General features: G+C 35.6%; 12 protein-coding genes. 4 read left to right on the forward strand and 8 right to left on the reverse strand.

Features of this window, described 5'->3' with window-relative positions; all coding sequences use genetic code 11:
• Positions 1–204 precede the first annotated feature (204 nt).
• The 4 genes from FLB_RS13645 to FLB_RS13655 all read right to left on the reverse strand — a co-directional run bounded on the left by FLB_RS13645 (position 205) and on the right by FLB_RS13655 (position 3,992).
• Entirely contained in the window at positions 205–726 is a 522-nt protein-coding gene (locus tag FLB_RS13645) for an outer membrane beta-barrel protein (protein ID WP_064716512.1), read from the reverse strand.
• A 199-nt stretch (positions 727–925) separates the two neighbouring features.
• Entirely contained in the window at positions 926–1,615 is a 690-nt protein-coding gene (locus tag FLB_RS13650) for an anaerobic ribonucleoside-triphosphate reductase activating protein (protein WP_064716587.1), read from the reverse strand.
• Positions 1,599–1,757 (reverse strand): anaerobic ribonucleoside-triphosphate reductase, encoded by a 159-nt coding sequence (nrdD, locus tag FLB_RS14285; protein ID WP_157490620.1) that lies wholly within the window; start codon positions 1,755–1,757, stop codon positions 1,599–1,601. The genes FLB_RS13650 and nrdD overlap by 17 nt, the downstream gene beginning before the upstream one ends.
• A gap of 135 nt (positions 1,758–1,892) precedes the next feature.
• Positions 1,893–3,992, reverse strand: a complete 2,100-nt coding sequence (locus FLB_RS13655; RefSeq protein WP_064716513.1) for a ribonucleoside triphosphate reductase — start codon at positions 3,990–3,992, stop codon at positions 1,893–1,895.
• Positions 3,993–4,374: 382 nt separating this feature from the next.
• Here FLB_RS13655 and FLB_RS13660 point away from each other — a divergent pair, with 382 nt between their 5' ends.
• Positions 4,375–5,298: a glycerophosphodiester phosphodiesterase family protein gene (locus FLB_RS13660; protein WP_197488969.1), complete on the forward strand. Its 924-nt coding sequence runs from the start codon at positions 4,375–4,377 to the stop codon at positions 5,296–5,298.
• A gap of 68 nt (positions 5,299–5,366) precedes the next feature.
• Here the strand turns inward: FLB_RS13660 and lysS are convergent, their stop codons facing one another.
• The 3 genes from lysS to FLB_RS13675 form a co-directional block, all read right to left on the reverse strand.
• The gene (gene lysS, locus FLB_RS13665; RefSeq protein ID WP_064716515.1) at positions 5,367–7,070 is read right to left on the reverse strand and encodes a lysine--tRNA ligase; all 1,704 of its coding nucleotides are present in this window, start codon (positions 7,068–7,070) and stop codon (positions 5,367–5,369) included.
• A 157-nt stretch (positions 7,071–7,227) separates the two neighbouring features.
• Complete coding sequence (locus tag FLB_RS13670; RefSeq protein ID WP_231891086.1) at positions 7,228–8,235, reverse strand: hypothetical protein; 1,008 nt, start codon at positions 8,233–8,235, stop codon at positions 7,228–7,230.
• Positions 8,236–8,249: 14 nt separating this feature from the next.
• Positions 8,250–9,485, reverse strand: coding sequence for a hypothetical protein (locus FLB_RS13675; RefSeq protein WP_064716517.1), 1,236 nt, complete (start codon positions 9,483–9,485; stop codon positions 8,250–8,252).
• 184 nt (positions 9,486–9,669) lie between these two features.
• Between FLB_RS13675 and FLB_RS13680 the strand changes: the two genes are divergently transcribed.
• From FLB_RS13680 to lipB, 3 genes are all read left to right on the forward strand, one after another.
• Complete coding sequence (locus FLB_RS13680; RefSeq protein ID WP_064716518.1) at positions 9,670–10,407, forward strand: hypothetical protein; 738 nt, start codon at positions 9,670–9,672, stop codon at positions 10,405–10,407.
• Between the two features lie 144 nt (positions 10,408–10,551).
• Entirely contained in the window at positions 10,552–11,298 is a 747-nt protein-coding gene (locus FLB_RS13685; RefSeq protein ID WP_064716588.1) for a hypothetical protein, read from the forward strand.
• Positions 11,299–11,308: 10 nt separating this feature from the next.
• Positions 11,309–12,016, forward strand: a complete 708-nt coding sequence (lipB, locus tag FLB_RS13690; RefSeq protein ID WP_064716519.1) for a lipoyl(octanoyl) transferase LipB — start codon at positions 11,309–11,311, stop codon at positions 12,014–12,016.
• A gap of 29 nt (positions 12,017–12,045) precedes the next feature.
• On the opposite strand, the gene FLB_RS13695 is transcribed toward lipB, so the two are convergent.
• Positions 12,046–12,705, reverse strand: coding sequence for a ribonuclease HII (locus FLB_RS13695; RefSeq protein ID WP_064716520.1), 660 nt, complete (start codon positions 12,703–12,705; stop codon positions 12,046–12,048).
• Positions 12,706–12,751: the final 46 nt, after the last annotated feature.

The following is a 12,751-nucleotide window of genomic DNA, read 5'->3' on the forward strand; positions in this document are numbered from 1 at the left end:
AGTGATTTTAGTTGTGTTTTTTGTCTTTTGAGTGGAGCTGTTTTTAATAAATTTTTAGTTTATATGATTGGTTTGAAAACTGGTTTTTGATGCTGTATGTGTTTTTGTACCGTATGAATGAGTGATAGAAGCATTGGATATGCTATAAAAAAAAATACCTCCAAGAATTTTGGAGGTATAATTTTTTGTGTAGTGGTACTGCTTTTACAGATGCAAAGCAAATCCAATATTGAATTGAAAACTGTCGTCAAAATATTGATTGTATAGAGCCTTGTTATATCGAACACCGGGCTCTATACTTATATTCTTTCCAATAAAAATAGCGTATCCCGCTTGTAAACCTATTGATTTTGGGTTAGCATCTGTGTCTCCAATTCCAATCCCATTATAAGAGAGTTCAATTGGGATCATTTTTTTTAAGTAATATTTTACGCCAATTTTATACGCTATCGGATCATTGGAATTGCTATCACTTGTTTTTCCAAAACCTAACCCAAGTTTGAGCGCTAAATTATCTTTAATGAAATAACCTCCTTCAAGTCCAACATTGTAAGATGTTTTACCGTCTTTAGATGAAAAATAGAAAGAAGTATTTCCTACGTTATCACCAAAACCAGTATTGGCTTCAATTAGCCATTTTTTCTTAGAAAGTTGGCCCTCTTTTGCTTGTCCAATTGCAAAGTTTGTGACAAATACGGCAACTAGTGCCAATGTAATTTTTTTCATAAAATGTGTTTTTTATTTTTTCAAACTTAGGGATAAATAAAATACTACAAAAAGAGTTTATGAAAGAATTAACTTAACTTTATTTGATTCTTTTTCTTTAATCTAAGAATGTAAATACATAATTATAACTCTTTTAAGAAAGCGTAATGGTAGAAAGTAATAATTTAGATAATGTACTATTATACATAGCATTCTTTACTTAATTCCGAATCACTATTTTGATGTTGGCTGTGGAAAGGGTTTCCGGATCTAATTCGCGGTGGGAAAAGCCCATTTTTTCGATTGTAGGCGCTTCGTTGACAAAATATTGAATAAAGTACTTGCCTTGATAGCCCTTTTGTTCTAAAAATTGAATCATTTTTTGAAGGTCCGATGCTGAGATTAAATCAGAGTGAATGGTAGTGCGAACTTCAAAGGGCACGGAATGTTTGAGAAGCAATTCGAGGGATTGTTCGAAAGGGGCAAACAAATCAGATTGGGTTATTGTTTCGAAAGTTTGAGGCATGGCTTTGAAATCCAAGGCCACGTAATCGATCGTTTGTTGCTCGAGTAAGGTTTGGAGTACTTTCGGCTTGGAACCGTTGGTGTCAATTTTTACCAAAAAGCCCATTTTTTTGACGGTTGCGATAAATTCGATACAGTTTTTGTGTAAAAGGCATTCGCCACCGCTAAAAACTACTGCGTCGAGTAGGTTTTTTCGAGTTTGGATAAAATCTAGAGCGTGCTGAAAGGTGAATTTTCCTTTTCCCAACACTATTTCGGGATTGTAGCAATATTGGCACCGCATGTTGCAGCCTGCAAACCAAAGGATGCAGGCTGACTGATGCGGATAATCCAATAGTGTAAATGGAGTTATGCTGTAAAGGGGTGTACTAGCACTTACATTCATTGAAATGGGTGCGTTGTTTGTGTTCTCCTTTTTTACCAATGTTAAAGCTTTCTACGGGACGATGGTAGCCCATAACTCGGGTGTAGACTAAACATTTGGTTCTACGTTCTGGATGTTGTTCTAGAATGGGATGTGTTTTCATTATTTTAGGGTTTGAGATTGTTTAAAGTTGTTTAAGGTTGTTTAAGGTTGTTTAAGGTTGTTTAAAGTTGTTTAAGGTTGTTTAAAGTTGTTTGGTAGTTGATAAACAACTTTAAACCTTTAAACTTTTAAACCCTTAAACTATTAATTCTTTTTCTTTAATTAAGGCTTCGTCACATTTTGGGCAATATTCGTGTTCGCCATTCAAGTAACCGTGTACGGGGCAAACGCTGAATACGGGGGTTACGGTGATGTAGGGCAATTTGAAATTGGAAATTACTTTTTTAACGAATTGTTTACAGGCTTCGGAGGAGCTGATTTTTTCGCTCATGTAAAGGTGTAATACAGTTCCGCCGGTGTATTTGCATTGTAGGCCGTCTTGTAAATAAAGCGCTTCGAAGGGATCTTCGGTATGGTCGGCTGGGATTTGTGAACTATTGGTGTAATAAAAATTTTCACCTTCTCCAGCTTGGATGATATCGGCAAAGCGTTTTTTGTCTTCTTTGGCAAAACGATAGGTGGTTCCTTCGGCGGGTGTGGCTTCTAGATTATACAAGTTTCCGGTGCTTTCTTGGAATTCTTTCATTCGGTTACGGATGTGTTCCAAGATTTCGCCAGCAAATTCGATTCCGGTTGGCGTGGTGATTGTATCGGTATTATTGCTGAAATTGAGGATCATTTCGTTCATTCCGTTTACGCCAATGGTAGAGAAATGGTTGCGGAAATGTGTCAAATAACGTTTGGTGTATGGGAACAAGCCACGGTCGTACATTTCTTGAATGAAGACTCTTTTCTTTTCTAAGGTGGATTTGGAAATGAATAAAAGGTTGTCCAACTGTTCGATTAAACCAGCTTTGTTGCCTTTGTATAAATAACCTAAACGGGCCATGTTGATGGTGACTACTCCGATACTTCCGGTCATTTCGGCGCTACCAAAAAGTCCGTTTCCACGTTTTAACAGCTCGCGTAAATCGAGTTGTAAACGACAACACATGCTACGAACGGCGTTGGGTTTGTAGGCATTTGGGTTTTCTTCTTTGTTTCCGTTTTCGTCAAGAACATATTGACTTCCGATGAAGTTTTGGAAATAAGAGGATCCAATTTTGGCGGTATTTTCGAAAAGTAATTCGGTGTTTTCTCCGTCCCAATCAAATTCTTCGGTGATGTTTACCGTTGGAATCGGGAAGGTAAACGGCTGTCCGTTGGCATCGCCTTCGGTCATTACGGTATAATAGGCTTTGTTGATGAGGTTCATTTCGGTTTGGAAATGTTCGTAACGCAATTCGTTGACTGCGTTCACGCCTCTTGCTTTGGCACGTTCTAAAAGATCTGTACTGGTTTCATTTTCGAAAAAGTGATGGTCTTTTTTGGTTGGGATTTGTGTTTTCAAATCTTCGGGTACGACCCAGTCCAAGGTGATGTTGGTAAACGGAGATTGACCCCAACGAGCCGGTACATTTAAGTTGTAAACAAAGCTTCGAACAGCCTTGAGCACTTCGTCAAACGATAAATTGTCTTTGAAAACATAAGGAGCTAAATAGGTGTCGAAGGAGCTGAAGGCTTGTGCGCCAGCCCATTCGCTTTGCAAAATTCCTAAAAAGTTAGCCATTTGCCCTAAGGCTTCTCTAAAATGAGCGGGTGGTCTACTTTCTACACGTCCGCGAACACCGTTGAATCCTTCGTTTAAAAGCACTCTCAAACTCCAACCTGCGCAATAGCCGGTCAAGCAATCGAGATCGTGAATGTGAATGTCTCCGTTTCTATGCGCGTAACCTTCTTGTTTGGTGTAGACTTTATCCAGCCAATAATTGGCAATGATTTTTCCAGCTACATTGTTTACTAAACCAGCATTGGAATAGGAAGTATTCGCATTGGCATTGATGCGCCAATCCGTTTGGTGAATATATTCTTCAATAGTTTGTGTACTATCTACATAAGTGGTGTCTTCATTGATTCCTTCTGCATGCTCCCGTTGCAATTTACGCGTGTGTCTGAAAAGCATAAAAGAGCGCATGACATCAAAATGTTTGTTTTCAAAAAGTATTTTTTCGATGCAATCTTGGATTTCTTCTACAGACCAAGTTGTCATCGAATCTAATTCTTCCATCACTTTTACAAAGACTTCTTCATCTACTGATTGATGGACACTTTTAAAACTTTTTTCAAGTGCATCCTTGATTTTGAATGCTGCAAAAGGTTTGTATTCGCCATTCCGTTTGATTACGTATTTTTCCATGATTCTGAAAGTTTAAGTTTGTAAAATGTTGTTAAAAAAAATAGATGGTTTCTTGCTTAAAAATATAAATGACACATAAAAATCCCAAGTCGGTTTGTTGTAAACGACTTGAAATCAGTGTTATAATTTTGTTTTGGATTTGTTTTTGTATAGTGCAATTTTACCGCTAATGGCTGTTCTTGGGGCTGATATTTGTCATGTTTTGCCTTTTTTTATTCCCATTGAAAAAGGAATTGGAAGTGTTGAATTTGTTCGGTTTGCTGGTTTATTGGCTATGCGTTGTTAATAACTTATTGTCCATTTAAATCTTAAAATTTTTAAAAAGAAAGAGTCATTGGATTTCATTTCAATATTTTTGAAAGCTAAAATTTATAATATGAAAATGAAACGTTTATTTTTACTAGGTCTTTTTTTGGCTTTGTTGTCGCTACAGGCTCAAACTACAGAGCACAGGATTGCCTTTAAGTCAGTCAACGAATTACAAAAATTCCTAACATATTCCCAAAAGGCGTATCCACTAGTAAGTGCGCATCGCGGTGGTCCTATGGAAGGTTTTCCAGAAAATTGTACGGCAACCTTTCAACACGCTATTCAGTTTAATCCTTCGATAATCGAAACGGATATCGCCTTGAGTAAAGATTCGGTTTTGGTGATGATGCATGACGATAAATTGGATCGAACTACTACTGGAACGGGATTAATTGGTAGCTATACTTATGACGAATTGCAAGGGTTTAATTTAAAAGATACGAAAGGGAATGCTACGTCTTATAAAATTGAAACTTTAGATCAAGTATTGCAATGGGGAAAAGGGAAGGTTATATTTAACTTGGATATCAAAAAAGGGGTGCCGATGCAAATGATTGTTGACGCAGTACGTCGCAACAAAGCAGAAGCCTATTCGGTTATTATTACGTACAATGCCAATCAAGCCGCTGAGGTAGCTCGTTTGGCTCCCGATTTGATGCTATCTGTTTCTGCAAGAGGCAAAGAGGACGTAGAGCGTATGGAAGCGTTGGGGGTAAAAGCCGATAAAATGATCGCTTTTGTGGGAACTTCGGAGCCGAAACCTGAAGTGTACAGTTATTTACACAGTCGAAAAATTACATGTATCGTTGGGACTATGGGGAATATTGATAAAAGTGCTGTAACCAATGGCGATGCATTGTATTATAAATTAGTGGCTAATGGTGCTACTATATTGTCCTCAGATCGAGTAAAGGAAGCTGGAGTACAGTTGCAAAAATATGCCAAAGACAATAAGTTGCGATCGAAGCATATTAAAGAAGTAGTAGTAAAAAAGTAATTTTAACAGAAATTAAAAACCCGATAATAGGTCATATTATCGGGTTTGTTTTTATGATTAAGAAACGATTACTCCTTCAATCGACAAGCTTTAACATCACCATCAACCACAACTTCGGTCATTCCAAGTGCGGAAAGGTTTTTCATCGCTTTGTCCCATTTTTTGCCACTCAATTCGGATTTGATTTTTAGTAAACTAAATTCCATTTGATTGTCATTGGCTTGTAAAATGGCAACAATTACTTTTTCGTCAGCTTCTAATTCTACGGTTACTTTTTTCTTTTCTGGTCGCATTTGTGGGAACAAAAGCACTTCCTGAATAGAGGCATTATTGGTCAAGAACATCATCAAACGGTCCATTCCAATCCCTAATCCAGAGGTTGGTGGCATTCCGTATTCTAATGCTCTCAAGAAATCTTCGTCAATAGTTCCGTTGGCTTCGTCATCTCCTTTTTCAGCCAAACGCATTTGGTCTTCAAAACGTTCTCTTTGGTCAATTGGGTCGTTTAATTCTGAGTAGGCATTGGCGATTTCTTTTCCGCAAACCATCAATTCGAAACGCTCTGTTAATTCAGGATTATCGCGGTGTTCTTTACACAATGGCGACATTTCTTTTGGATAATCAGTGATGAAAGTTGGCTGAATATAATTTCCTTCGCATTTTGCGCCAAAAATTTCATCAATCAATTTTCCTTTACCCATCGTTTCATCCACTTCAATGCCCATTCCTTTGGCAGCTTCAAACAATTCAGCTTCGCTTTTTCCAGAAATATCAAAACCTGTAAAATGTTTGATCGCATCGGTCATGGTTACACGAGCATAAGGCGCTTTGAAATTGATAGTGTGTTCGCCAAAAGTCACTTCGCTTGTTCCGTTTACAGCCGTTGCACAATATTCTAATAATTGCTCTGTAAATTCCATCATCCAGTTGTAGTCTTTGTAGGCTACATAAATTTCCATAGCTGTAAATTCAGGATTATGGGTTCTGTCCATTCCTTCGTTACGGAAATTTTTTGAAAATTCGTACACACCATCAAAACCACCAACGATTAGTCTTTTCAAATACAATTCATTGGCAATTCGCATATACAATGGAATGTCTAAGGAGTTGTGATGCGTTATAAAAGGTCTCGCTGCTGCACCACCAGGAATCGATTGCAAAACAGGTGTTTCTACTTCTAAATACCCAGCTTCGTTAAAGAAGGTTCGCATTGCTGTGAACAATTTCGTTCTTTTGATGAACGTTTCTTTTACGTGTTGGTTTACGGTCAAATCTACATAACGCATTCTGTAACGCAACTCGGCATCGTTGAACGCATCGTGAATTTTTCCGTCTTCGTCGATTTTTGGTAATGGTAAAGGACGCAAGGTTTTGCTCAAAAAGGTAAATTTATCCACACGAATACATTGTGCTCCTACTTTAGTAGTAAACAATTCTCCTTCAATACCAATAAAATCTCCTAAATCGGTTAATTTTTTAAAAACTTGATTGTATAACGTTTTGTCTTCTTCTGGGCATAAAACATCGCGATTTACGTACAATTGTATACGTCCTTCGCTATCTTGTAATTCAGCAAAACAAGCTTTTCCTTGGTCTCTAACGCTCATTAAACGTCCTGCAACAATAACTTTCTTGCCTTCTTCAAAACTTTCTTTTATTTGTTTTGAAGTATGATTTACTGGAAAAAGTTGTGCAGGGTAAGGGTTAATTCCTAAATTACGTAGGCTTTGTAGTTTTTCTCTTCGGATAATTTCTTGTTCTGATAAGGCCATTATGTTCTGAATTTTAAGTCTGCAAAGATAAGAAAAGAATGCAGACTTCAGATTTTAGATTTTAGATTTTTTGGAACAGCTATTTGACTTTTTGTTATTCAAAACGAATAATTTTGGAGACAAAAAATCCTAGTGATTTTCTGACAATCAATATGTTTTATTTTTGTTCCGCAATAGTTACTTTGTTTAACTTTAAAACTCTTATTGCTTGATTAGCGTTGTCTGCTACAAATATTCGGTCCTTTAATACCGCGCCATTAGTAATGGATTTAAATGTATTTTCCCCCATAATATCTGAATTATTGATAATTGGTGTATAATTTTGATCCAAAAAAACGTTTTTCGGATACAAGCGAATATAATTAGTTCCCTTTATGTTTTCAGTTGTCATAGCCCATTCATCGCTAAAAACCACAGACGACGGAAGGTTGTCAGTTAGTGTTTTTGTATTAGGTAAAATAGGAACTGTTAACGAGCTGGTTGCGTTTTTTTCAATGTCTTTTAGATTGTAATGCAAAAATCCGTTGGCGTTTTGACCAGCGACTATTAAATTTCCATTAGCGATATCCATCGAATAGATTTCTGTGCCACCTTTGAGGGTGTTTAATTTAGCGATTGGCGCTAAGTTCCAATTGCTTGTTTCGGAAATTTGTGCTGTTTGGAATACTTTGACGCTGTTGTTCTTTTCTTTGACAAAAAGGAAACCATCTTTTGCTTTTAGTCCAAATACATGAACAAAAGTTTGCCACCATTGTCCATTTCCAATGGTATTGATGCCAGATAATTTATTTTCGTCTAAAACAAAAATTCTTGAGTCTATACTACCAAGGTAAATGCGGCCATTGTCAATAGAAATGGAGGATAATTTTGTGAACGGAATTGTGGTAGTTCCTTTTGTATAACTTTTGAGAGTTGAAAGATAGGATAAAGTTGTGGCATCAAATATTTCAAGAACATCACCGTTGCAGATGTATAATTTGTTGTTGGCGATAGTGATGGCGTTGGCTTCTAAAGTGCCTTTTCCTCCAATAATTTGATTGGGTTTAATGGTATTTTCGCTAGTTAAGTAATAATATTGATAATTGGTAGGTTCGTAAACCGCATCAGAATCTTTACTGCAAGATGCAAAAACAAATAAGATGGCTATAAATAATTTTTTTTTCATTGGGATGCGTGATTTTAGTTCCATTTTCCTTCTCCTTTGTATTTAAGTAAGAAAGGGTTGTTAGGGCTGATTTTGAAAACGGGTTTTTTGTAATCTTTTTTGTTTAAATAGGTCGTTTTTGTCCACCCTTTTAGAATGTCAGGATCGATAAACGGAAGGTCGTTTAGATAAATCAAATATTTATAAAAGTGAGTGAGCATTTCTTGTTGTCCACCACCTTCACCACTATTGGCTAAATTGCTACTATGGCTAAATCCAATATGATGAGAATATTCATGTGACCAAACCGACATTTCACCTACCCAATGTCCGATGATATAACCTGATTCCCATTGTGAGGCCAACGCTCCGCCTCCCCAAGCACTTCCGCCACCAACCATTGCTAGGTAAACTGTCCTAGAATCTAAGTAGTTCCAGTAAATTTTTTCTATTTCTTCTTTAGTGTAATAGTCATAAACGCCATTACTATCATCAGCGTTGCCATGCCAATTTAAAGCGCCATTGATAGCGGTACCAGCTAAAGCAGCTTGATCTTGTTTGTATTTGTCAAAATTGGTAAAGGTTTGGTAATATAAAGGATGACTTAAGGCATAGGAATAATTTATGATCATTGTGATGGCTTCTTTCGCTAGAACAGGATTCATAGGAAGGAATTTTCCATATTCATTGATGTGAAAGCCATCGTGAAATTGAACTAAATGATTGGATTTTATTTTTTTGAATTTGGCAAATAAAGGATCTGTTGAAGTGATAGAAAATTCAATGGAACCCGATGAAAATCCTTCTATTTTGTCTATGGTTACTGTTTTTCCATTTTCTAACAGATAATCATTTTTGCCAACCACCAAAGGAATTTGATGTACTGAACGATGAAACGCAGGAATTTTACTAAAATGAAAGAGTACGAATTTTTTTTCGTAATTGGGAAGCTTAGCATAGATGTTCACGTCTGTCAAAGCAACAGGTGAATACAATGAAACTTGTACAGAATCTTTTCCTTTTTGAATCACTTGTAATGGTTCGTTAACTCGAAACCAACGATCCTTTTTATTATACATCAGCGCTGGGTCTTCATTGTCTTCAAAAAGGGTCATGGGTTTATTGCCAGCAGGTAACTGTGTTGCATCAATACTTGACAAATAATTGGGTTGGTACGTTTTGTAGTTTACTTCGGTTTCGCAATTGGTAAATAATGACAAAACAACCAATAGTAAGAAGTATTGCATTACATTTTTTAAAATTGGATTCATAGGTTAGGTTTAAGAATTATGGGTTTACAAATTTATTTTTTCTTTTATTATTTCTTCCAACTGAAGTGTTTTTAATTAATAAAAATTATGCTTATTAGGCTTGTTAATTTATGATGAATTTGTGGTTTGAGAGTGAAATTAATTATATGGTATTTCGTTATATTTGGAACTTATTTTTTGAGATATGAAGCAAGTCAATTTTTTTTTGGTGTGTTTATTGGGATTATTTTTTTTTAGTTGTCAAGTAACAGAAACTATACATGTAAATGAAGATGGTAGTGGTGATATTGCTGTCGAAATGCTTCGGATAGAGCAAAGTTATCAGCAAATAGCTGGAGAGGAATATAATAAAAACGAGGTTTTTGAGGATACTACTTACGTTTTCGATGATTATATAAAAAAACATAATGAAACCTTCTCAAAGTTAACGCCTGAGGATAAAGCTGTTTTTAATAAGTATAAAGGGGTACAAGTACATATTAAAAAGAATTCTTATGAGAAGGATTTTAGAACCTTGTTTACCCAAAAATTTGAAAAAGCGTCTCAAATTGCTGATTTGTATAAAACACAAGAATACGTTAGCGATATTGTTCATAATTATGCGTTAAGTGCTGAGGAGCATTATTATAAGGTTGATTTTCAATCAATAGGGAATGAATTCAAAAGGGTAGTAACCATCATTGACGAAGCCAAGCTAAAGACAGAACAGGAGAAAATGGCTAAAATTAAGGCAAATTTGTCTGAAAAAAAATTGCATCAAAAACTAACACTTCACTACCATTTTTCAAAAAAAATAAAATCGGTTTCAGTGCCTAATGCCAAAATTAGTGCTGATCAAAAATCAGTTGAAATAACTTTTGATTTAATTGAAAGTTTGACCGATCCTGTGAGTACTTCTGTTCTGATAAAATTCGAGGAGTAATTGTAGTAGGGGCCAAGAAAGAATTTTTTCTACTGAAAGTATCTCTTGGCTTTTGTTATCTTTGGCAAAAAAAAGTGTATACTTTTGAAATATATAGTATAAAGTATATTGGCTTTTAAAATTGAACTAATAAAAAAAGTAAAGATGAAATCATTATATCAGTTTTTAGTTTTAAGTTTGGTACTGTTGGCAACGAGTTGTACCGTTACGGAGAACATATATGTTAATGCAGATGGTTCTGGGAAATTCAATGTTGATTTAGATGGCTCAAGCTTGATGGCCATGATGCCGAAAGATTCTCTTAAAGCCGAAAAGAATGTTGATTCTACTTTTGCTTTCAAACAAATTTTAGCGGATAATAAGGATACCATTGCCAAATTGCCGATCGACCAGCAACAATTGTTGAAGAAACTAGAAAATTTCAACATGCGTATGCAAATGAATCAAGAGCAAAAAAAGTTTTTATTTTCGTTACAGACTAATTTTAAAAACGTTTCAGAATTACAAGATGCTATGACGGCCATCAATGCGATGAGTTTACTTCAAAATAAAGCTAATAAGGCAACTGAATTTGGGTCAGCTATTCCATCTGAAGGTTTAGCAAACAACAATTCTACCTTATCGTATGCTTTTAAAGGAAATAAATTTACACGAACTGCGATTTTGAAGAACACAAAAAAAGAAACGCTAAATGAAGAAGCGGCCGAAATGAACAAAATGATTTTTGCTTCATCTAATTATATAATTAAGTATCATTTTGCCAAACCTGTAAAGAAAGTTTCGAATAGTTCAGCCTTATTTAGTGAAGACAGAAAAACAGTTACCTTACAATATCCCTTTTCAGAATATATGGAAAATCCAGAAAAATTAAATTTGGAGGTTGAATTTTAGTAAAGACAGAATGAATAGAACTATCCAGCTTCAAGATTTAGGGGGTAAAGATTATAAAGCAACTTGGGAATACCAAGAAGAATTGTTTAAAGGAATAGTGGATTTAAAAATTCAAAATCGTAGAGAAAATACTTTTCTTGCTACACCTAACTATTTTCTTTTTGTTGAGCATCCACATGTATATACGTTAGGGAAAAGTGGCGATTTGAGCAATTTGCTTTTAAATGAAACCCAATTGTCAGCAAAAGGAGCAACTTTTTATAAAATCAATCGCGGTGGTGATATCACCTATCATGGCCCAGGACAAATTGTAGGCTATCCCATTTTGGATTTGGAAAATTTTTTCTCGGATATTCATAAATACTTGCGTTTTCTCGAAGAAGCGATCATTTTAACACTACAAGAGTATGGTTTAGACTGTGGTAGGAGTGAGGGAGAAACCGGTGTTTGGTTAGGTGTTGGAACTCCTTTTGCAAGAAAAATTTGTGCCATGGGGGTTCGTGCTTCACGATGGGTCACCATGCATGGATTTGCCTTAAATGTAAATGTGGATTTAGGTTATTTTGATAATATTATTCCATGCGGGATTCGAGGTAAGGCAGTTACCTCTTTGAATGTAGAACTTGGAGTAGAAGCTGTAGATGAGAAAGAAGTTAAAGAAAAAATCCTAAAGCACTTCGCTACATTATTCGAATGTGAGTTTTCGGAACAGCACTAAATAAAAAGAAAGAATCGTCATTCTGAAGTTTATAAATCCAAGCTGAGTTGTTCAGGTAATAATCGAAAGCTCATACGATGGTATTTTGTAACCCCATATTTTTGAATGGCTGCTCGATGCTCTTGCGTTGGGTAACCTTTGTTTTTTTTCCAATTGTACATAGGGTACTCTTCGTGAATGCGATTCATGTACTCATCTCTGTAAGTTTTAGCTAAAACTGATGCGGCAGCTATACTCAAATATTTGCCATCTCCTTTTATAATACTAGCATTTGGAAGAGTCTTTAAAAAATGAATTTCTTCTTCGGTAAAAATTTTAACTCCTTTTTTTATAATGCCTTTTTTTGGTATGAAAGGAGCATTGCCATCAATTATGACAGCTGATGGTTTTGGGTTTAATTTTACTACACATTCTTGCATTGCTTTTATAGAAGCATTTAAAATGTTGATTTCATCAATCTCAAATGGCTCAATATGAGTAACGGTATAGCTTAAGGCTTCATTTTCAATGATTTTCCTAAGTTTTTCCCGTGTTTTCTCTGTTAATTGTTTGCTATCATTAAGTAAAGAATTGTTAAAATGAAAGGGAAGCATTACAGAGGAAGCAGTTACAGGACCCGCTAAACAGCCCCTGCCAGCTTCATCACAACCACATTCTAAATTTTCCGTTAAAAAAAAAGGTTTTAGCATTAAATTGTTTTTGGCAAAAATATTGATTTATTCGTTATTATTTTTT

Source organism: Flavobacterium succinicans, from assembly GCF_001662485.1.
In the GTDB taxonomy this organism is placed as follows: Bacteria; Bacteroidota; Bacteroidia; order Flavobacteriales; family Flavobacteriaceae; genus Flavobacterium; species Flavobacterium succinicans_A.